General features: G+C 70.8%; 21 protein-coding genes. 9 read left to right on the forward strand and 12 right to left on the reverse strand.

Features of this window, described 5'->3' with window-relative positions:
* Positions 1-3: 3 nt before the first annotated feature.
* From B1H19_RS35865 to B1H19_RS35895, 7 genes are all read right to left on the reverse strand, one after another.
* A complete protein-coding gene (locus tag B1H19_RS35865; RefSeq protein ID WP_083109035.1) occupies positions 4-345 on the reverse strand; it encodes a nuclear transport factor 2 family protein in 342 nt (113 codons plus the stop codon).
* Between the two features lie 499 nt (positions 346-844).
* On the reverse strand, positions 845-1,789 hold the full coding sequence (locus tag B1H19_RS35870; RefSeq protein ID WP_418361495.1) for a sirohydrochlorin chelatase: 945 nt from the start codon (positions 1,787-1,789) through the stop codon (positions 845-847).
* Positions 1,790-1,887: 98 nt separating this feature from the next.
* A complete protein-coding gene (locus tag B1H19_RS35875) occupies positions 1,888-2,910 on the reverse strand; it encodes an N-acetylglucosamine kinase (protein ID WP_083109037.1) in 1,023 nt (340 codons plus the stop codon).
* Positions 2,903-3,739 (reverse strand): LURP-one-related family protein, encoded by an 837-nt coding sequence (locus tag B1H19_RS35880; RefSeq protein WP_083109038.1) that lies wholly within the window; start codon positions 3,737-3,739, stop codon positions 2,903-2,905. The genes B1H19_RS35875 and B1H19_RS35880 overlap by 8 nt, the downstream gene beginning before the upstream one ends.
* A 22-nt stretch (positions 3,740-3,761) precedes the next feature.
* The gene (locus B1H19_RS35885; protein ID WP_083109039.1) at positions 3,762-4,439 is read right to left on the reverse strand and encodes a uracil-DNA glycosylase; all 678 of its coding nucleotides are present in this window, start codon (positions 4,437-4,439) and stop codon (positions 3,762-3,764) included.
* An 86-nt stretch (positions 4,440-4,525) separates the two neighbouring features.
* Positions 4,526-5,611 (reverse strand): WD40/YVTN/BNR-like repeat-containing protein, encoded by a 1,086-nt coding sequence (locus tag B1H19_RS35890; protein ID WP_083109040.1) that lies wholly within the window; start codon positions 5,609-5,611, stop codon positions 4,526-4,528.
* A 91-nt stretch (positions 5,612-5,702) separates the two neighbouring features.
* Positions 5,703-6,800, reverse strand: a complete 1,098-nt coding sequence (locus B1H19_RS35895; RefSeq protein ID WP_083109041.1) for an NADH:flavin oxidoreductase/NADH oxidase — start codon at positions 6,798-6,800, stop codon at positions 5,703-5,705.
* 167 nt (positions 6,801-6,967) lie between these two features.
* Here B1H19_RS35895 and B1H19_RS35900 point away from each other — a divergent pair, with 167 nt between their 5' ends.
* The gene (locus B1H19_RS35900) at positions 6,968-7,324 is read left to right on the forward strand and encodes an ArsR/SmtB family transcription factor (protein ID WP_083109042.1); all 357 of its coding nucleotides are present in this window, start codon (positions 6,968-6,970) and stop codon (positions 7,322-7,324) included.
* Between the two features lie 29 nt (positions 7,325-7,353).
* Here B1H19_RS35900 and B1H19_RS35905 read toward each other — a convergent pair whose 3' ends face one another.
* Positions 7,354-8,721 (reverse strand): FAD-dependent oxidoreductase, encoded by a 1,368-nt coding sequence (locus B1H19_RS35905; RefSeq protein WP_083109043.1) that lies wholly within the window; start codon positions 8,719-8,721, stop codon positions 7,354-7,356.
* A gap of 136 nt (positions 8,722-8,857) precedes the next feature.
* Between B1H19_RS35905 and B1H19_RS35910 the strand changes: the two genes are divergently transcribed.
* Positions 8,858-9,754, forward strand: a complete 897-nt coding sequence (locus tag B1H19_RS35910; protein WP_083109044.1) for a DUF6214 family protein — start codon at positions 8,858-8,860, stop codon at positions 9,752-9,754.
* A 13-nt stretch (positions 9,755-9,767) separates the two neighbouring features.
* On the opposite strand, the gene B1H19_RS35915 is transcribed toward B1H19_RS35910, so the two are convergent.
* The 3 genes from B1H19_RS35915 to B1H19_RS35925 form a co-directional block, all read right to left on the reverse strand.
* Positions 9,768-10,430: a TetR/AcrR family transcriptional regulator gene (locus B1H19_RS35915; RefSeq protein ID WP_083109045.1), complete on the reverse strand. Its 663-nt coding sequence runs from the start codon at positions 10,428-10,430 to the stop codon at positions 9,768-9,770.
* 191 nt (positions 10,431-10,621) lie between these two features.
* On the reverse strand, positions 10,622-11,050 hold the full coding sequence (locus tag B1H19_RS35920; RefSeq protein WP_083109046.1) for a DUF7144 family membrane protein: 429 nt from the start codon (positions 11,048-11,050) through the stop codon (positions 10,622-10,624).
* Between the two features lie 217 nt (positions 11,051-11,267).
* Positions 11,268-12,872, reverse strand: coding sequence for an APC family permease (locus B1H19_RS35925; protein ID WP_083110082.1), 1,605 nt, complete (start codon positions 12,870-12,872; stop codon positions 11,268-11,270).
* Between the two features lie 263 nt (positions 12,873-13,135).
* Between B1H19_RS35925 and B1H19_RS35930 the strand changes: the two genes are divergently transcribed.
* Together B1H19_RS35930 and B1H19_RS35935 are read left to right on the forward strand one after the other, a co-directional pair.
* Complete coding sequence (locus B1H19_RS35930) at positions 13,136-13,654, forward strand: lytic polysaccharide monooxygenase auxiliary activity family 9 protein (RefSeq protein WP_083109047.1); 519 nt, start codon at positions 13,136-13,138, stop codon at positions 13,652-13,654.
* A gap of 219 nt (positions 13,655-13,873) precedes the next feature.
* Complete coding sequence (locus tag B1H19_RS35935; RefSeq protein ID WP_083109048.1) at positions 13,874-14,821, forward strand: DUF1444 domain-containing protein; 948 nt, start codon at positions 13,874-13,876, stop codon at positions 14,819-14,821.
* 174 nt (positions 14,822-14,995) lie between these two features.
* Here the strand turns inward: B1H19_RS35935 and B1H19_RS35940 are convergent, their stop codons facing one another.
* A complete protein-coding gene (locus tag B1H19_RS35940) occupies positions 14,996-15,436 on the reverse strand; it encodes a DUF779 domain-containing protein (protein ID WP_083109049.1) in 441 nt (146 codons plus the stop codon).
* 429 nt (positions 15,437-15,865) lie between these two features.
* Here B1H19_RS35940 and B1H19_RS35945 point away from each other — a divergent pair, with 429 nt between their 5' ends.
* The 5 genes from B1H19_RS35945 (at position 15,866) to B1H19_RS35965 (ending at position 20,593) form a co-directional block, all read left to right on the forward strand.
* On the forward strand, positions 15,866-16,246 hold the full coding sequence (locus B1H19_RS35945; RefSeq protein ID WP_083109050.1) for an acyl-CoA thioesterase: 381 nt from the start codon (positions 15,866-15,868) through the stop codon (positions 16,244-16,246).
* Positions 16,247-16,291: 45 nt separating this feature from the next.
* Positions 16,292-17,821, forward strand: a complete 1,530-nt coding sequence (locus tag B1H19_RS35950; RefSeq protein WP_237289952.1) for an acyl-CoA dehydrogenase family protein — start codon at positions 16,292-16,294, stop codon at positions 17,819-17,821.
* Positions 17,818-18,762: a DMT family transporter gene (locus B1H19_RS39000; RefSeq protein ID WP_159028225.1), complete on the forward strand. Its 945-nt coding sequence runs from the start codon at positions 17,818-17,820 to the stop codon at positions 18,760-18,762. Before B1H19_RS35950 ends, B1H19_RS39000 begins: the two co-directional genes overlap by 4 nt.
* A 148-nt stretch (positions 18,763-18,910) precedes the next feature.
* The gene (locus B1H19_RS35960; RefSeq protein ID WP_083110086.1) at positions 18,911-19,582 is read left to right on the forward strand and encodes a HEAT repeat domain-containing protein; all 672 of its coding nucleotides are present in this window, start codon (positions 18,911-18,913) and stop codon (positions 19,580-19,582) included.
* Positions 19,583-19,585: 3 nt separating this feature from the next.
* Positions 19,586-20,593 carry a HEAT repeat domain-containing protein gene (locus B1H19_RS35965; protein ID WP_083109052.1) on the forward strand — a complete coding sequence of 336 codons (1,008 nt, stop codon included), beginning with the start codon at positions 19,586-19,588 and terminating at the stop codon, positions 20,591-20,593.
* Positions 20,594-20,639 lie beyond the last annotated feature (46 nt).

Raw genomic sequence — 20,639 nt, forward strand, 5'->3', positions numbered from 1 at the left:
TCCTCAGCCCCGGGGGAACTGCCCGCCGAAATACACCTGGGTCTCGGTGATCCGGCCGTCCCGGACCGTCATCACCTCGACATTGCGATGCCGCTCGCCGGTCTGGAGCTCGTACGCGTACCGGACGAAGACCTGGTCCTCCCCGGCGGGCACGACGTCGAGGATCTCCTGGGAGCGCAGCCGGTGCGCCGTGGGGAAGCAGCGCTCGAAGAACGCGGCCTTGTCGATGTGGTCGTCCAGCGGACTGGTGAAGACGAAGTCCTCGGCGAGCAGCCGGTCCATGGCCGCGCGGTCCTGGGCGAGATAGCTCGCGAAACAGGCGCGGACGACATCGGCGTTCGACATGGCCTTCCTCTCGCCGGACTGCGGGGCGCCGCCTTGATCTGCGGCCGGGTACGGAGGGGGTGCGTTCACCGCCTCCCAACGTAGACCGATTCCCGTCCCGGCACCGCGGCCCGCGCAGCCGCGCGTCAAAGCCCCTGGCCGGGGCCCTAGGGAGCTTTGCGACGCCCCGCCACCGACACCGCGCCCGGCGCCGTCCCCGCGCCTCTGGCGGGCGCCTGTGCCCTTCGTGCCGCACGCCTCGCCCCGGACGCACCGAAGGGCCGCCCGCGCACTGCGCGAAGCGGCCCTCACCGGTCTGCCGACGGTCCTAGGGCCTGTCCGATGGGTCGTGGCCGGGCCCGCGGCGTCTGGCACGGCACTCCCCCAGCTAACGCTGGGGGTGCCCCCACGCGGCGTTGCCGAAACGTCCCAATAGCTCCGCTATCAGGCCGCTCCGGCGCCTTGCGATGCACCGCACCAGACGCCGCGGCCTTTCCGACCCTGACCCATCGGACAGGCCCTAGCGGGCGACCGGCGCCCCCTGCTGAAGGGTGATGCCCACCGCCGCCGCGTAGTTCGAGAGCACCAGCCGGCCCACCGCGCCGTACGCGCCGAGCGTCTCCGCCGCCGCGCACTGCGCCTCCGCCGCGGCCGCCCCCAGCAGGCCGTCGGCGAGCTCGGGACCGATCAGGTACGGGGCCAGCGCCAGCTGCTGCGAACCGGAGCCGCGCAGCTGCTCGGCCGTGCGGGCGATGGCGCCCTCCTCGTCGAGCCCGGCGGCCAGCACCGGCACGGCCAGCCGCGCCGAGAGCAGCATGCCGGTGATCCCGGCGGCCTGTACGGCCTCCTCGCCGCCCACGGTGGCCAGGATGATGCCGTCCGCCGCGGTGGCGACGGTGAACAGCCGGGCACGGTCGGCGCGCGCCAGACCGGCCTCGGACAGCCGGACGTGCAGGGCCTCGGCCAGCAGCGGATGCGGGCCCAGGACATCGGTCAGATCGGCGCCGGAACCGCTGTTCATGATCGCCTGGCGTATCCGACGCAGCAGCGCGCTGTCCGGACCGGCCAGCAGCGGGACGACCACCGCGGCGGGCTGGTCGGCCGGGCCGTCGTGCCCGATCCGCTCCTTCTGCTCGGCGCCGGCCTGGGCCAGCACGGCCTCCAGCGACGGGAACTCCGCATCGTCGCCGTCGACGTAGCCGATCCGGGCGTCGAGCCCGGGCAGCTCGGAGCGGGCGATGCTGGAGACCTCCTCCGCCAGGCTGCGGGAGGCGGGGGAGGGGGCGCCGGGTACGGCCAGCACCAGGGCGGGTGCGCCCTCGGGTGCCGCGAGCGGCTCCGGCTTGCGGTGGCGGCCGGACTGTCGCCGGGGCATCCGTACGGGCAGGCCGGGTGCGGCTCCCGGGCTCGGGGAATCGGCGTCGAAAGAGGGCGAGCCAGGTGCGGGCCCAGTGGGGGAACTCATGGCGACGCATGCTAACGCCTCGGACCACCCCCGCGCCGAGGGAGGGCGCACCGACGAGGTTTCCGTCCCTATTTATCCCGCGCGTCACGGCGGTGGGATCACCCCACAGGGCGTGTGATCTGCAACAACCTGTCATCGACGGGCAGGATCAGACGGCCTGCGGCCAGCGCCCCGGCGATGGTCAGTGCGCCGTCCAGTGCGCTGCCGGCGGCCGTCTCCTGGACGGCGTACGGAAGTCGCTCGGCGAGCGCCGTACGCAACGGGCCCAGCAGCGGCTCGCCCGTCCGCAGCAGCCCGCCGGTGAGCGCCACCACGGGCCGGCAGCCGGGTCGGCCACCGGGCGGGCACACCGCGGCCGCGGCATCGGCGATATGGCGCGCGGCGTCGTGGAGGATGCCCGTCGCCACCGGGTCGCCGTCGGCCGCGCAGCCGGCCACCTGCGGGGCGAAGGAGGCCAGGACGGCGGGGCGGTCGGACCGCGGATAGAGCGCACCCGGCAGACCGGCGGCCGGTCCGAACTCCGCCTCGGCGCGCGCCAGAAGGGCGGGCGAGCCTCCCGGGCGGCCGTCGTGGGCGCGCAGCGCGGCCTCCAGCCCGGCGCGGCCGATCCAGGCGCCGCTGCCGCAGTCGCCCAGCAGATGGCCCCAGCCGTCGGCGCGGCGCCAGCCGCCCGCCGCCGTCAGGTCCGTCCCCAGGGCGATCAGTCCGGTGCCCGCGGCGACCACGGCGCCCGGCCGCTGGCCCAGCGCACCGGCGTACGCGGTGACCGCATCGGCCGCCAGCGCCAGATGGCAGGCGCCGAACGCCTCCGCCAGCGCCCCGGGCAGGACGGCGCGCAGTTCGTCCCCCAGGGAGGCCATGCCCGCGGCCCCGATACAGACGGCGGCGAGCCCGTCCGCTTCCGCCTCGCGCAGCAACTCCCGTGCTGCGGGCAGGAGTTGGGACAGCAGATGGGCCGCGTCGATCCCGGCGGGGGCGGTGCGGACCGGCTCGGAGGAGGTACGGGTGGCCGGCGGCCGGGACGGGGTGCCGTCGGCGGCGCGGGAGAGGGCGATGCGCAGCCCGGAGCCGCCCGAGTCGGCACCCAGGACGAACGCGCCGCGGCCGGCCCGGTCAGCCAAGGCCGCGGGCGTCCTGTTTGAGGGCGGTGTCGACGGTCAGCGCCGTGGCGACCACCAGGTTCAGCAGCGGGTCGGGAAGCGGCCGGTGGATCTGGAGCACGTAGTTGTCCGCGGTGGTGAACATCGCCTTGGCCGGTCCGTCCCAGGTCTTGGTGATCCGGGCGACCTCGGTGTCGGTGTGGTCGACGATCGCGAAGTTCCAGGCGCGCCAGTTCTCCGCCTTGATGGCGCCGATCTGCCGTCCGGCGGCCGTCATCGAGAAGTTGATCTTCCCGATGGCGTTCTGCTGCACGAGCTCGCCGACCGGCCGCCCGTCCGGCCGCTCCACCAGCACCTTGGACCTGATCGGCCGCGCGGGGCGGGTCAGCACCAGCTGCGGTTGCCCGTGGGCGTCGCGGATCTCCAGGGTGTGGGTCGGGTACGGATCCGGGCCGGAGAGGGCCCGCGGCGCTTTCCTCATGGTGCTCCGGCCGACCTGGACGACCGTGCCGAGGGGGGCGCCGTGCTGGTCGAAGACGCCGTACTCGTTGGCGACCTCGATGAGCCTGGCCCGCTGGCTGACCACCAGCACCGGCTCGGTGAACAGGGTCCCGCCGCCGGGCCCGGCCGGTGCCGCGCCGGCCTGCTGCGGCGCGTACTGCTCGGGCGCGTACTGGTGGGGCATCGGCCGGCCCCGGGTCGGTACCGGGGCCGACGGCGGGGCCGGGGCCTGCGCCTGGTTCTCCGGGTGGGTGTGCTCGGTCCACCGGAAGCCGTCCCACCAGCGCAGGCGCCGGGGGGCGCCCTGCGGGTCGGCGTACCAGCCCGCAGGGATGTTCCGTTCCGTCATGGCGGCACACTATCGCCCGGTATCACGGCAGCCTCCAGTCCACGGGCTGCGCCCCCTGCTGCGCCAGAAGATCGTTCACCCGGCTGAAGGGCCGCGAGCCGAAGAAGCCACGGTCCGCGGACATGGGGGAGGGGTGCGCCGATTCGACGGCGGGCAGACTGCCGAGCAGCGGCCGCAGATTGCGCGCATCGCGCCCCCACAGCACCGCCACCAGCGGGCCGCCGCGCTCCACCAGCGCGCGGATGGCCTGTTCGGTGATCGCCTCCCAGCCCTTGCCGCGGTGCGCGGCGGGTTTGCGGGGCGCCGTGGTCAGGGCTCTGTTCAGCAACAGCACGCCCTGCTCGGTCCAGGGCGTGAGGTCGCCGTTGGACGGCCGCGGCAGCCCGAGGTCGGAGTGCAGCTCGCGGAAGATGTTCTCCAGGCTCCCCGGCAGCGGGCGGACCTCCGGAGCAACGGAGAAGCTCAGCCCGACCGCATGCCCCGGTGTGGGGTAGGGGTCCTGTCCGACGATCAGCACCCGCACCCCGTCGAAGGGCTGCTGGAAGGCGCGCAGCACATGGTGTCCGGCCGGGAGATAGGTGCGTCCCGCGGCGATCTCCGCCCGCAAGAAGTCGCCCATCGCGGCGATCTGTCCGGCGACGGGCTCAAGTGCCTTGGCCCAGCCCGGTTCGACGATGTCATGAAGAGGTCGTGCAGCCACGCGATCACCCTACTGGCCCACGGCAGCCTCCCTTCCCTTTCCGGCCCAACCCTTGGCCCCGGCTCGCCCGCGCCCGCCCGATGTGCTCACCCCACGGCGGCCGCCCGTACACAGAGCACATCCGGCAGATGGGAGGCGAGCTGCCGCCAGCTGTCGCCGTCGTCCGCGCTCGCGTACAGCTCGCCGTTGCGGTTGCCGAAGTAGACGCCTGCGGGGTCGGCGTCGTCGACGGTCAGGGCATCGCGCAGCACCGTGCCGTAGTGGTCCTCCTCGGGCAGCCCCCGGCTCAGCGCCTCCCAGCTGCCGCCGGCGTCGGTGGTGCGGAAGACCCGGCAGCGGTGGTCGGCGGGCACCCGGTCGATATCGGCGGTGATGGGGAAGAAGTAGGCGGTGTCGCCCCGGCGCGGATGCGCGGCCACCGCGAAGCCGAAGTCCGAGGGCAGGCCGTCGCCGATGTCCGTCCAGGTGGCGCCCGCGTCGACGCTGCGGTAGACGCCCCAGTGGTTTTGCAGATAGAGCCGGTCGCGGTCCACCGGGTCCTGCGCGATCTTGTGGACGCACTGGCCGAATTCCGGATGCTGGTCCGGCAGGAAGACCGCCTTGACGCCGTGGTTCGAGGGCGTCCAGCTGGCGCCGCCGTCCAGGGTGCGGAAGACCCCGGCGGTGGAGACCGCGACGGTGACCGCATCGGCGTCGCGCGGGTCGGTGATCACCGTATGGACGGCGAGTCCGCCGCCGCCGGGCACCCACTTCTCCCGGCTCGGGTGTTCCCACAGCGGCCGCACGAGCTCGAAGGTCTCGCCGCGGTCCTCGGAGCGGAACAGCCCGCCGGGCTCCGTTCCCGCGTAGACCACGTCGGGAGCCGCGGGGCCGGCCGGATGCAGCTGCCACACCCGCTCCAGCGAAGTCCCGGTGTACCGCGGGTACTTGACCGCCGGGCGGGAGGGCTCCTGCCAGGTCTCGCCGAGGTCGTCGGAGTGGAACACCGACGGGCCCCAATGGGCGCTGTCGGCGCCGGCCAGCAGCCGGGGTCTGGGGCCTCGGGTGTCGATCCCCAGGGAGTAGACCGCCTGCGCGGCGAAATGCGGGCCCTGCACATCCCACTCGCCGCGCCGCCGCCGCGCGAGGAAGAGGCCCTTGCGGGTACCGACCGCAAGGAGTACGTCCGTCATGCCGATGCACCTCCGAAACGCCGTTGTCCCAGGTAGTCGTCAGTGTGCACCCGACCTCTGACAACGGCGTTCCGGAGCGTATCGGCACAGGTCAGACGGCCCGGTGGTACTGCTGCGGGGTGGCCACCTCGGCGCCCAGCTCGCGGGCGGCATGGCGGACGAAGGACGGGTTGCGCAGCAGTTCGCGGCCGAGCAACACCACATCCGCCTGACCGTCCGCGACGATCTTCTCCGCCTGCCGCGCCTCGGTGATCAGCCCGACGGCGCCGACCGGCAGCCCGGTCTCCCGCTTGACCCGCTCGGCGAACGGCACCTGATAGCCCGGGCCGGTCGCGATCCGTGCCCGCGGCGCCAGGCCGCCCGTGGAGGTGTCCAGCAGATCCACCCCGTGCGCCAGCAGGTCGGCGGCGAAGCGCACCGTGTCGTCGGCGGTCCAGCCCTCGCGCTCGTCGTCCTCGTTCTCGCTCAGCCAGTCGGTCGCCGAGATACGGAAGAGCACCGGCAGTTCCTCGGGCCACACGGTGCGCACCGCATCCACGATCTCCAGGGCGAAGCGGGTCCGGTTCTCGTACGAGCCGCCGTACGCATCGGTGCGGTGGTTGGTGTGCGGCGAGAGGAACTGGCCGATCAGATAGCCGTGCGCACCGTGCACCTCGACCACCTGGAAACCGGCGTCCAGTGCCCGCCGTGCGGCGCTCGCGAACTGCTCCACGATCTCGTGTATCCGCGCCACGCTCAGCTCGTCGGGGGCCGGGTGCCCCTCGTCGAACGGCAGCGGGCTCGGCGCGACGGGGCTCCAGCCGCCCTCGTCGGAGGTCAGCGGACCGCCGCCGTGCCAGGTGGCGTCGGTGGACGCCTTGCGCCCGGCGTGGGCCAGCTGGATTCCGGGGACGGTGCCCTGCTCCTTGAGGAAACCGGTGATCCGGCGCAGCGCCGCCGCCTGGCGGTCGTTCCACAGGCCCAGGTCGTACGGGCTGATCCGGCCCTCCGGGGCGACGGCCGTGGCCTCGGCCAGGATCAGGCCGGTGCCGCCGGCCGCCCGGGCCGCGTAGTGGGCGAAGTGCCAGTCGGTCGCGACGCCCGCGTCGGGCCCGGTGGCCGCCGCGGAGTACTGGCACATCGGTGCCATCCAGAGCCGGTTGGCGATGGTCAGGGACCGCAGGGTGATGGGCTGGAAGAGCGTGCTCACGGCAATCTCCGGGTCGGTAGCGGCGGTTGTGCGAGCACGGGGGCTCGCGGACGTTCGTACGATAGCCGTCGTAGTACGGCAGATGTCAAACTACGATGGTTCTCGTACAATGAGACGGCCGGACCGACCCGGCGAGCCCACCGACCGCGCACCCCCCCAGGACCGCCATGACGCCCGCCACCCCCTCCGGCTCCCGCTCCCTGGACCACCCGGACCGCGACGACATCCGGCTCGCCGAGGTGCTGCACGCCCTCGCCGACCCCGTGCGGCTGCGGATCGTCCGCGCCATCGCCGCGGCGGACGGGGAGCTCAACTGCGCCGACGTCGCACTCCCGGTGAGCAAGTCGACCTGTACGCACCACTTCCGGGTGCTGCGCGAGCACGGCGTCATCCGGCAGATCTACCGCGGCACCGCCAAGATGAACGCGCTGCGCCGGGCCGACCTGGATGCGCTCTTCCCTGGCCTGCTCGACGACGTCCTGCACGCCGCGGACCTCCAGGCCCGGCGCCTCGGCGACGGCTGAGCGACGGCCCGGCGACGGCCGAGCGGCGCTCACCCCACCACGTGCGCCGCCTCCAACAACCGCTCCCAGTCCGGCAGTTTGACCGTCCCGCGACCCAGCCGGCGCCCCCACTCCGCCTCCGCGGACTCGATGGCCAGCCACCCCGACCACGGCACCGGCGACTGCCCCGCCTCGCGCAGCGCGGCCACCGGATCGTCCGCCGTCTCACGCCGCGCCAACGTGGCCGCGTCCTCCAGCAGCGAGGCCGCGGTCTCCTTCGCGCACGGCCGGTTGGTGCCGATCACCCCGCTGGGCCCGCGCTTGATCCAGCCCGCCACATACACACCGGGGAAGACGTCCCCATCCCGCAGCACCCGCCCGGCCCGGTGCGGCACCGTCCCGTGTGCCTCGTCGAACGGCAGCCCCGCCTGCGGCGTCCCCCGGTAGCCGACCGACCGCAGCACCAACTGCGCCGCGATGTCCTCGTATTCACCGGTCCCCGTCACCCCGCCGCGCCCGTCCGGCGCCGTCCGCTCGAACCGGACCGCACGCACCCCCGAGGCGGCGTCCCCGGTCATCTCGACCGGCCGCAGGAAGAACCGCAGATGGATCCGCCGCAGCGGCGCCGTCCCCGCCGACCCCTTGGCCACCGGGCGCTCCGCCCAGCCGCGCAGCACCTCGATATTGCGCCGCGCCACCGCCGGCAACCCGCCCGGATCCGCATACGCGGGATCCAGCGCCAGCTCCTCGGGCCGGACCAGCACCTCCGTGCCCGGCAGGGACCCCAGCTCCCGCAGCTCCTTGGTGGTGAACTTCGCCTGCGAGGGCCCGCGCCGGCCCACCATCCACACGTCCTCGACGCGGCTGTCGGCCAGCGCGCCGAGCGCCCCCTGGGGCATATCGGTACCGGCGAGCTCCGCGGCGCCGCGGGCCAGGATCCGGGCCACGTCGACGGCCACATTCCCCACCCCGATCACGACGGCGGACCGGGCCTCCAGGGCGAAGTGAGCGGCCGCCGCGTCGGGATGCGCGCTGTACCAGGCGACGAACTCGGTCGCGGAACGGCTGCCGGGGAGGTCCTCACCCGGAATGCCGAGGTGACGGTCGGTGGCGGCGCCCACACAGAACACCACCGCATGGAAGATCTCGCGCAGCTCCGCTGCCCCCAGCCCCGGGGTGCCCACCTCCACATTCCCCAGGAAGTGCACCCGAGGATGCTCCAGCACCGTGCGCAGATTGCCCTGGAGCGACTTGATCTTCTCGTGGTCCGGCGCGACGCCGTAACGGACCAGGCCGTACGGGCATGGCAACCGGTCCAGGACGTAGACCTCGACGTCCGGCACGGCCTCCTGTTCGACCAGGGATTGTGCGGTGTAGACACCGCTCGGTCCCGATCCGATGACTGCGACTCGAAGCACGGGTGGCCCCTTCCGCGGAGTACCCCCAGGATCGCACCGGCGGGCCCGTGGCGGGAGTGCGCTATCGGGGTTGCTCGCGGTGCGATGAGCGTGCCGCGCCACGGGGGCCGATGGACAGGGAGCTACGTTTTCCCCTGTGTCGGGAAGTGACTTTTATACCGTTAAGAGCCGATATAAAGCCCAGGACGCGGCCGCTGAATGGCCCGCCTGGGAGCTCCAGGCCTGCGGCTCGGCCGCGCCCGCTTCCGAGCCGTACGCCCCCGACGATCCGGAGGGCCCCCTCGGGCTGGAGCCCCTGCCGCCCCGGCTCGACCCGCTGGATCCGTGGTTCAGCGCCCGGCTGAACTTCGCCGACGGCGCCCGCATCGACGTCCTGGTGGCCGTGTCCGACGACGGACTCACCGTCGAGGACCTGCGCGCCGACCCGCCGTTGACGCTCGACGGGCTCGCCACCCTGACGCGCTGGATCGACGGCCCGCTGGACGACGCCTGCCGGCTGGCCACCGGACGGCCGCGCAAGGAGCGGACACCCGGGCCCGATACGCAGGCCGCGCCGACGGACGAGCCGGACGAGCCGGACGCGCCCGAACCCGAACCCGAGGCCGCGGCCCCGGAGGAACCCGCCGTCCCCGGCGACCGCCTGCTGCGCGGCGCGCCCGACGCCCCCGGGGGCGAGGACCGTACGGCCGCCCCGCTCGCCGTCCCCGCGGCCGCCACCCACGACCGCGCCCCGAAGAACCCCGGACCCGACGGGCCCACCGCACCCGAGGAACCCGCCGCGGACACCGGGTCCGACGAAGTCCACGGCCACGGCACACCCGCCGCCTCCGCCCCGCCCGGCACCCTGACCCGCTCACGCACCAGCGAGCGCCGCAAACTGGCCGCCGACGTCTACCGGGCGGCCCAGCAAAACGGCCAGGACCCGGTGCTGGCCGTCATGCACGCCACCGGACGCAACCGCCGCAGATCGCTCCGACTGATCGCCGGCGCCCGCGACGAGGGCTTCCTGACACCCCGTCACAACAAGCGCTGACGACACCCGCCGGTCACTGCCCCGCCCGCTCCGGCGGTGCGGGAACCCCGGCGGGCTCCGCGCCCGGCGGCCGTTCGTGCGGCGGCACCCCGAACCCCCAGTCCAGCCCGTACCGCTGGAACAGCTCGGCGCGCATCAGGTCCCGCGATATGGGTGCACCGGGCAGCAGGACCGGCACCACCGCACCCATCAACTGCGCTCGCAGCAGCAGGTAGTCGGCGTCCGGCCGCGGTGATCCGTAGGCGACGACCACCCCGCGCAGCAACTGGGCCAGCTGCTGCTGCTCGGGGCACTGGATGAATCCCTCGGCCGTCAGAATTCCCGCCATATGGGTCCGCATCAGCAGCGGGTGGTCGTGCGCCAGCCCCAGGACCGCGTCGATGGCGCGCGCCATCAGCTCGCGCCCCGCGTCCGGCCCGCTCGGCTGCGGCGGCCGTTCCAGCGCGGCCTGGAGCGTCAGACGCATCAGCCGGTGCACGGCCGACTGGAACAGCTGGCGCTTGCCGGGGAAGTAGTACGAGATCAGACCGCGGGCCGCCCCCGCGCGCCGGGCGATATCGGCCAGCGTCGTCGCCTCGAACCCGCGCTCGCCGACCAGGTCGACGGTCGCCTGGAGCAGCCGCTCCCGCGAGCGCCGCCGCAACGCTTCATTGACCGAGGCGCTCCGGGGGGACATGCTGTACTCCTGCGTTGACTGGCTCTGAGCCAGTATACTCGGCAGGCACCGGATGTCTGCCGCTGAGAGCAGGGATTCCGGTCAAGCTGCCCGATTCGGGCGACGCGGGGGATCGTCCGAATCGGGCTCCTGGGGAACCACCGGACGGGGCCACGAGCCCCGTCCCCCGGGCCCCGCCGCTCTTCCGTGACTCACTCCTCCATGACGCCGTGTGCGTGGCACAGCGCCCAGATGATGAAAGCGTCGATCGCGATGACGACGATCGCCCACACGGGGAAGTGCGGCAGCCAGATGAAGTTGGCGAGCATGCTCAGGCCCGCCAGCACGATGCCGACGATGCGGGCCCATGCCGCCCCCGTGAACAGCGCGGCGCCGGCGAGGGCGACCACGATGCCGAGGACGAGGTGGATGACGCCCCAGCCCGTGAGGTTGAACTGGAAGACGTAGTGCGCGGTGGTGACGAAGACGGTGTCCTTGGCGATGGCGGAGACGCCCTCGAAGATCGCCATGATGCCGCCGAAGATCATCAGGACCGCGGCGAAGACGGTCCAGCCTTCCGCTGCGGCGCTTTGGGTGCGGGGGGCGTTGCCCACGGGGGCTCCGCCGGCATGAGTGGCCATGTCGGGCTCCTTTACGCGTATGACGCCGCGGTCCGAGCCAGCCGACTCGCGGCCTCCTCACCACACTGACACGTCGTGTACCGGACAGCATCCGAAGGCGCATCGGCCGAGGTCAGGGGGTGGATCGAAGCGGCATCCCGGGTCGGTTCGGCCTCGTCGCGCGTCTCGTGTGCATGCCTGCGTCCCGTGCGGGTTCACGCGTCAATCCCGTGCGGGTTCACGCGCCTCCGCCGCGTTCCTGCGCCTCGTGCATCTCGTGCGCTTCGTGCGCGGAGACCGCGATGACCTGCTTACGGAAGAACGCGGGGCTGATCAGCCGGTAGACCAGCATCAGCACGGCGCCGAGGACCAGCGAGCCGATGCCGGTGACGAAGACCCCGCCGAGGTGCCAGTGCGGCGGGAAGGGCAGGGTCCACGAGGTGCTGCCGTAGTCGGGGGCCGCGTACACCACACAGGCGTTGACGAAGAAGCCGAGCAGCATCACACCGCCCAGTCCCGGCATGATGCCCTTGGTCCACAGCGCGCGGGGGCTGCGGAGCAGCACCTTGCGGAAGTACCAGACGCAGGCGAAGCCGGTGAGCCCGTAGTAGAACGCAATCATCAGGCCCACCGAACCGATGGAGTCGGCCAGCAGATTCTCGCTCACCCGGCTCAGCAGGACGAAGAAGACGATGGACACCAGGCCCATCCCGACGGTGGACCACGTCGGCGTCAGAAAGCGGGGATGGACCCGGGCGAAGTGGGCGGGCAGCGCCTTGAAGGTGGCCATCGATAGCGTGGTGCGGGCCGTCGGCAGGATCGTGGTCTGGGTGGACGCCGCCGCCGACGTCAGCACCATCAGAATCAGCAGTTTGGTCAGCGCCTGGCCGCCCGCACCGCTGCCGAAGACCTCGGTGCCCAGGTTCGAGAGCACATCCGCGGAATTCGCCGGGTTGGCCAGCCCGATACCGGTGCGCCCCGCACCGGCGAAGCTCTGTGCGGACGTGGCGACCAGGAGATAGACACACAGCAGGATGACGGTCGACATGACCGCGGCGCGGCCCGGGGTACGGGTGCGGTCCGCGGTCTCCTCGTTGACCGAAACACAGCTGTCCCAGCCCCAGTAGATGAACACCGTGGTGAGGATGCCGGTGGTGAACACGTCGAGCGAACGGATCCGGGTCGGGTCGAACCAGGCCCAGGCGACAGGCGTCGAGGGGCCGGGCGCCGTACCCGAGTAGACCTTCACCAGCGCGGTGACGGCGAGCACCAGCAGCATCACCACCTCGACGGTCAGCAGGACCTTCTGAAGGTTGGCCGAGACCTCGATGCCGATGTAGCAGATCCAGGTCATCAGGGCGATCCACACCACCCCGGCGACCATGGTCCACAGCGTGCTGTGCGCCAGCCCCTGGGCGCCGATGAGCTGGAACCCGTACTGCCCGGCGATCTGCGCCAGGTTCGCCATGACGATGATGTCCGCGGCGACGATGCCCCAGCCGCCCAGCCATCCGGTGTGCGGCCCGAACGCCCGCGCCGCCCAGGTGAACGTGGTGCCGCAGTCCGGGTCGACCTGGTTGAGCCCCTTGTAGCCGTAGGCGATCAGGAACATGGGGATGAACGCCAGGACGATGACGACCGGGGACTGGAGACCGACGACCGCGACGATGACGCCGAGGGTGGCCGCCATGCTGTAGGCGGGGGCCGTGGAGGCAAGGCCGATCACGGTGCTGGAGAACAGTCCGAGCGCGCCGCCTCTGAGGCCTTTGTCCGTGCCGAACGGCGCCGGCCCGTCGGAGGGGCCGGAGGGGCTCGCGGGGGGCGGGGCAGCGGACGACGTCATGGCCTCCTCCGCTCGCGGCACGGGCGGCATCTCAGGCCAGAATTCTCCTCCCTTCCGTATGCCCTTTCAACAGCAGTCACAAGGGTTGCGACAGCAGTCACAGTGGCTGCGACGCCTCTTGACGGTACACGGACAGTCATTAAAGTCTAGACCAATTGGCCGGTGCCCGGGGGATCCGGGGAGCCGCCCAGGGAACACCCTTGCGTCCTCCACCCCCCAACCCCCCACCCCCCTCAACGAGCGCGAAAGGGTTGACAGTTGACATGAACAAAAGGAGAAAACTGGCCCTCGCCATCGGCGCCGCCGTGGCCCCGTTCCTCGTCGTCACCATGCCGGCCAGCCCGGCCAGCGCCCACGGCTATGTGTCCACGCCGCCCAGCCGGCAGGCGCAGTGCGCCGCCGGCACCATCGAATGCGGCCCGATCAAATGGGAGCCGCAGAGCGTCGAGGGACCCAAGGGGCTGACCAGTTGCAGCGGCGGCAACAGCCGGTTCGCCGAACTCGACGACGACTCCAAGGGATGGCAGGTCACCCCGGTCGGCAGCTCCCAGACCTTCAGCTGGAAACTGACGGCCCGTCACTCAACCAGCACCTGGCAGTACTTCGTCGGCGGCAAGAAGATCGCCGAATTCGACGACGGCGGTGCGCAGCCGCCCGCGACCGTCTCGCACACGGTCGATTTCGGCGGTATCACCGGCAAACAGAAGGTCCTCGCGGTCTGGAACATCGCCGATACGGCCAACGCCTTCTACGCCTGCATCGACGTCAACATCGGCGGCTAGGGCCGACCCGTCGGACCGGCCCCGGGGCTCGTCCGGCCCCTCGGCCGGGCTCTGGCCAGGGAGGGCGCGAACCGGCGTCCCACCTGCGGGGAGGTGCGCGGGCGCACGGCGCGTCCGTCGCGGCCTCCCCGCGCAAGGAGTATGACCGTGGCGGCGGGCGCACCCGTTACGATCGGCCCCATCGTGGCCGTCGTTCGTGGCCGTTGCCGGGAGGAAGAGATGGGCCTGTTCCGCCGAGGACCCAAGCGGGATTCCCGCGACCTCGCACGCGATGCCGAGTTCACCTTCTTCTCCGAGCGCGAGGGCGGCTTCTTCAGATCCCAGGTCCGCCAGGCGTTCGCCGAACGGGGCCTGGAAGTCACCGCGTACGCAGGCGTGGTGACCGACTCCGCGGGCCGCCAGTTCGGCCTCGGCAACCTCGCCGCCGTCTGCCACCGCGACCGGCGCGGCGAACGCAGCTGGCCGGCGCTGGTCCGCGACCACGTCGGCAAGGTGCTGCGCACCATGGACGGGCCGCAGCCGCTGGAGATCCTCTCCGAGGACGAGATCCGGGCCTGCCTCTACCCCCGGATCGTCGCCCAGGAGACGCTGCCCGCCTCCGACTCCTTCCGCTACGGCCGCGAGCACGCACCCGGTCTGCGCGAGGTGCTGGCGCTCGATCTGCCCGAGGCGGTGCAGACGCTGAGCGAGGACTCGTTGGCCGATCTCGGGGACGTCGCCGAGCTGCGGATCCGGGCCATGAACAATCTGCGCGCGCTGCCGGTCGAGGGGCATGAGACGGTACGCCGCGGCGACGGGTCGTCGTTCGAGGTGCTGCTCGGCGACTCGTTCTTCACCGCGAGCCGGGTGCTGGTGCTGGACGAAGTGGTCCAGCGCCTCATGGGCACCGGACTCACCCCGGACGGCGCCCTGGTCGCGATCCCCTTCCGCCACCAGCTGGCCTTCCACCGCATCCAGGACGCCCAGGTCATTCCGGCGCTCCAGGCCATGGCCCAGTTCGCGGCGGCCGGACACGAGGACGCGGCCGGTGCGATCAGTCCCCGTGTGTACTGGTGGCGCCGCGGCGTGCTGACACCATTGAGCGAGCCGCACGGCGACGGCCTGCGGGTGGTCGTCGACATGGACTTCCAGGACATGCTGGAGCGGTTGGTGCAGGACGAGGCGTAAGCGACGAGGCGGCCCGAAAACTGGCCGGAAATACCGGCCGGTTCGGGAACCCGGACCGCCGCCCGCCCGTTCTCCTTAGTGAGGCCCCGCGTTCTCCCCCGTGCGCGGGGTCTCGCCCTGCCACCCGCCACCGGCTGCGCGTCCGCTCGTCGACCGTGCACCCCTGGCCGGCCCTCACTCCCCGAGTGCGGTCCGCTCCTCATCGGTGAGCAGCCGCGACCGGATCAGAAAGCGCACCCCTTCCGGCGCCTCCAGCGAGAACCCGCTGCCCCGGCCGGGCACGACGTCCACGGTCAGATGCGTATGGCGCCACCGCGCGAACTGGTCCGCCGACATCCAGAAACCCACCGGCTCCGGCACGCCCGGCACCTCCAGCCGCCCCAGCAGCACATCCGACGCTCCCGTACGGAACTCCCCGGCCGGATAGCACATCGGGGCACTCCCGTCGCAGCAGCCGCCGGACTGGTGGAACATCAGCGGCCCGTGCTGCGCCCGCAGCAGCCGCAGCAACTCATCGGCCGCCGCGGTCAGCCCGATCCGCCCGACCTCCGCCCCACCGGCCACCACAGCCTCCGGGGCCTTCCGTACGTCGTCCGCCACCTCGTCCTCCCGCATCACACGTCCTCCCCTCGTCGCCACGAAGCAGCAACCCAGTGAACTCCTCACGACGTTGCACGGTGGTTGCATCCGCGGCGCCGTGAAGCGCGGGAACAATTCGCTGGTTTCTCGTGAGGCCGTTTATGTCATTTCGCATTGCCGTTGACGAGATTAGGTACGCGCGCCGGCGGTGCCTTCGGTCCGTTCTCGCAGAGTCGAGTTGCCATGCACACTGTGTGACGGCCGTCAGTACCCGTGGACCCACCACCCCGGAAAACCAGTTGACTTCGTTCGCCGCTGCCGCTCAGCATCGGGCGGCGCGTTCGTTACGGCTCTCTTCGTGTCGCACATCACACCCGAGGGAATCTTGGTGTGTCACCCGGCCGAAGGTGAGCGGTGAGACACTGTCAACAACTCGAACGACTGAACCAATTGAGGGGCAGAAACGTGAAGGTGACCATTTCGCCGCGCTTCTCCGAAGTCGATGTGCTCGGCCATGTCACGAACTCGGCATTGCCCGTCTGGTTCGAGCACGGCCGCTTGCCGATTTTCCGGCTGTTCAGCAAAGAACCGAACATGCGCGACCTCGCGCTCATTCTGCGCCGGTACGAGATTGACTTCACCCGGCAGATTCTGGGGTCCGTCGACGTCGTCATCGAGACGAAGGTGGCAAAGGTCGGCAACACCTCGATCACTATCGAGCAGATCGCCACACAGGATGGCGCCGAAGTCGCCCACGGAACCTGCATCATGGTCCACTTCGATTACGAAAGAGAAGCCACTGCCAGCATTCCGGATCACCTACGAGCCGAACTGAGCGCGCTGTAGCACCGGAACCAACTTGCCAGCTGAGATTGGACTATTGCCTTGAGTGTGTCGCGCAACCCGCTGGTCGACCTCGGGTCGGCCGAGTTCCTTGATAATTTCCGGCGCAGTATCGACGAGTTCGACAGCGCCCGGCTGCCGCAGGAGCCGCTGTCCCGGGAAGGCTTGCGGAAGCTCGTCGACCTCGGCATCTACTTACCGGCCATCCCGCGCGAGTACGGCGGCCGGGAAAGTCACCAGGAGATGTGCGAAGTCATTGAAATCATGTCCGAGCGCAATCTGCCGCTGGGCATGTACACGATGATCGTGACCGTCCTCTTCCTCCGCAACGTGGCATCCAGCGGCGATGACGCGCTGAAGGAAGAGGTTTTCGACGACTTCCGCCGCAACCCCGTCATCGGCGGGCTCGCCTTCACCGAACCGAGCAGCGGTTCCAACCTCGCACGCATGCAGACCACGTATCACGACGACGGTGACACGTATCGGATCACCGGAACCAAGCACTGGCAGGCGTTCAGCGAGCAGGCGGACTGGTGGATCATCTGCGCCAAGCATCCGGAGCGCAAGGAATTCGCCTACTTCGCCCACAGGCGATCCGACGGCGGATTCGTCACCACCGAGGTCTACGACAGCCTGGGACTGAAGAACCTCGGGTACGGACTGAACACCCTGGACCTGAGCGTGCCCCGCCACTACCGGCTCACCAAATCCAGGGAGAGCCTCGGCGACGCCGCCGAAATCCTCTGCGGGTCCCGGTTCAGCAAGGCCGCCATGGCCAGCGGTTTCCTGCGCCGGTTGAGCACGGAGTCCCTGCGGCATGTCAACAGCAGGAAAATCGGCGACGGCACCCTGCACGACATCGATTACGTGCGGTACAAGGTCAGCCGCATCAAGCAGAACTACGTCGTGTGCAATGCGCTGTACCGGCATCTGATGCTGGCCGAGGACTACTACTCGGACCTGGAGAACAGCATGTTCGCCTCGCTGGCGACCAAGGTGCTGGCCTCCGAATTCATGCTGGAATCGGCCATCGACTACCAGCAGCTGTGCGGCGGAGAAGGGTACCGGACGGGCGCGCCGGACAACATCGCCGCCTACGCCATGCTCGATGCGCGCGTCTACACCATTTTTGACGGAACGAACGACCTGTTGTGCCAGCACCTGGCGAATCTGTTCCTGCGGGAGTTCCAGCGGTCCGGGCTGCGTTCACCGCTGGAGTTCATCGGCCGGTTCGGCTATCTGGAAGACGCTTTCTGCCACCTCACCGATATCAACCTCAGTCATATCGCCGACGCGCCGTCCCAGGAAAAGATCGTGATCCTCGGGCGCATCCTGTCCCGCATATACGGCATCAGCACGCTGCAGAAGGCGTCCCAGGCGACCGCGCCCTGCACGCGGCTCGCCGTGGACGACGCCGACTACCCCAAGGCGATCGCGGTGCTGAAGAACGAGATCATCGGCCTGGTCAACGAGTACGAGCTGGCCGGCCGACTCGCCGGCACCCCGACAGCATCGGGTCCGCTCCGTCCGCACGCCACCACGGTCACTTTCGACTCCAAGGTGGGAATGCGTCAGTGACCGGCGAGACCAAGAACCTCAAGGTCTCGCTGATCGCCTTGGTGTTCGTCATCCTCTACGGATCAGGATTTGTGGGGGGCCGCTATGGCCTGCCCTATGCGGAGCCCTTCTTCTACCTGGCCATCCGGTTCGGCGCGACCGCAGTTATCCTGTTCGTCCTCATCTTGTGCCTGAGGGTCAGCTGGCCACGCTCGGGCTATGTCCACCTCATCCTCAGCGGCATCCTGCTCCAGGGTGTGTTCTCCGTCGGGGTGTTCTACGCGCTTTACCACGGCATGACCCCGGCGGTCTCGGCACTGATCATCGCGCTGCAACCCATTCTGGTGTGGCTGATGGTCTCCGTCGTGACCGCGAGAAAGGTCCGGCTGCTGTCGGTGCTGGCCCTGATCGGCGGGGTGGTCGGTGTCGCCATTACGGTGTACCGGGGCCTGGAGTCGTCATCCGGGCTCACCCCGACCAATATCGCCTTCGGTTTCCTCGGTCTGGTAGGGCTGTCCGCCGGGCAGTTCTACTACCAGATGAAGAATCCCGGCGCCCATCTGCTCATCAATGGATGCGTTCAGTCCGGCTCGTCGGCAGTCGTCATGCTCATCGGCGGACTCATCTTCGAGAAGGGCGTCATCCGGTGGACACCGGAGCTGCTGCTGTCGGAACTCTGGATGTCGGTCGGTGTGTCGATCGGTGCGCTCAGCCTGCTGTTCGTCCTGATGCGTTCGGAGAGCGCGGACCGGGTGGCGTCGTATTTCTACGGCGTGCCGATCGCCGCGGGGTTGATCGCCTGGCCCGTACTGGGCCAGCGTCCGACCGTCTCGGAGATCATCGGGTTCGCGGTCATCATGGTCTCGATCACCGTCTTCAACCGCAGCAGCAGACCACCCGGCACCAAGGACGCTCCCGCGGCGCCGGTGGACACCTCCTTGCCGGCGCCTGACCGCTCCTGAGGATGAGGGCGGGGACCGGCACGGCGGGCTGATGCGCCGTCTCCGGTCCCCGCCGCTCCACGCGAAGCGAGCCGCCGACGACCGGCCTGGCGCTGCTTGACCTTGACACAGTGACAAGCCCTTCACTGTGGCCGAGGAGGTGGTCCTGATGACCATGTCGAAAGAGGACACGCACACCACGCGAGCCCTCCGGGGGCTGGAGCACGACAACGCGTCGGTCCGGCTACGGGCGGCGCTGGCGGTCGGCACGGCCCCGGACCCGGGGTTCGTCGGCACACTCGTCGAGCGATGCGCGGTGGAACCCGAGTTCTCCGTACGGGAAATGCTGACCTGGGCACTCACCCGCCACGCGGCATCGATGACGGTCCCGGTCCTCGTCGACGAAGTCGGCTCGGAGCGCGCGCAGGCCCGGAGCCAGGCGTTGCACACGCTGTCCAAGCTCGGGGACCGGCAGGCGTGGCCGGTGATCACCCCGGCGCTGCTGGCCGACGCGGACGACGAGGTGGCGCGGAGCGCCTGGCGGGCAGCGGTCGTGCTCGTGCCCGAAGGTGCGGAGCGCGCGTTGGCCGTAGGGTTGGCGACGCAGCTCGGGCGCGGCGGACGCGAGACGCAGCTGAGCCTCAGCCGGGCACTGATCGCGCTCGGGAAGGCGATGTTGCCGACCCTGGCCGCCGCGACGACGGATCCCGACCCTCGCGTGCGCACGCACGCCATCGCCACGGAACGGCTGTGGCGCGACCCGGATGCCGGATTCGAGTTCGCGATCGAGGAGGCGAAGCGCACCGTAGCCCTGGGCGGGGCCGGCCAGAAGGGGCAGTAGGCAGTGTTGATCGGTGATGTCGCGCGACGGTCCGGGGTCAGCGCCCGCATGCTCAGGCACTACGAATCGCTCGGCCTGGTGCGGCCGACGGGGCGTACCGGCGCCGGCTATCGCGAGTACTCCGGCGAGGACATCCGGCGCATCTTCCACGTCGAGAGCCTGCGGTCGCTGGGGCTGTCGCTGCGCGACGTCGGGCGCGCGCTCGACGACCCCGGCTTCGCGCCCACGGAGCTCGTCGACGACCTCATCCGCCAGACGCGGGACCGTATCGCGGCGGAGACGGACCTGCTCACGCGACTCCGTCGGATCGGTGCCGCGTCACCCGCCGGCTGGGAGGACGTCCTCCAGATCGTCGCGCTCCTCCAGGCGTTGGGGTCGAAGAGCGCGGGGGCGCGGCAGCGCGCGGCCCTGTCCGCGGTCGAGGAAGACCCGGTGCCGGTGGAAGCACTGGTGGAGGCCGTGCTGAGCGAGTCGGACCCGCACGTCGCCGGAGCCCTTCGCTGGGCTCTGGCGCAAGCGGGCGAGGACGGGCCGGCGCTGCTGGCGGAGGGCCTCGGCTCACCCGAGGCCGAGGTGCGGAAACGCGCCGTCCAGTCCCTCGCCGAGATTCCCAACGGTACGGCGACGGCACTGCTGAAGGACGCCCTCACGCACCCCGACATCGTGGTCCGCGGGTACGCGGCTCTGGCACTCGGGGCACGTGGAGTGACCGACGCGGTCCCGACGCTCCTCGACATGGTCGACGAGGAGAGGAACGACGCCGACGCGGCCGACGCACTGAGCACACTGGCGAGGGATCCCGCGGTGGCGGATCAGATCGCTACCGGGCTCGTCGACCGCCTTTCCCGCAGCGCCATGGGATCGCCTGCACGTCGACGGCTGACACAGGCGCTCGCGGACATTCCGGGGAACACGACGACACGCGCCCTCGCAGAGCTGTCACATGACGAGGACCGTGCCGTTGCGCTCACCGCGACATACATTCTCACGCTACGCAGCGCACGACAGTGAAGCGTCCCTGAAGTGCCGTGTGCGCGGGGCCAGTTGGTGCCGACCG

Origin of the sequence: Streptomyces gilvosporeus, from assembly GCF_002082195.1 — a bacterium.
Taxonomy (GTDB): Bacteria; Actinomycetota; Actinomycetes; order Streptomycetales; family Streptomycetaceae; genus Streptomyces; species Streptomyces gilvosporeus.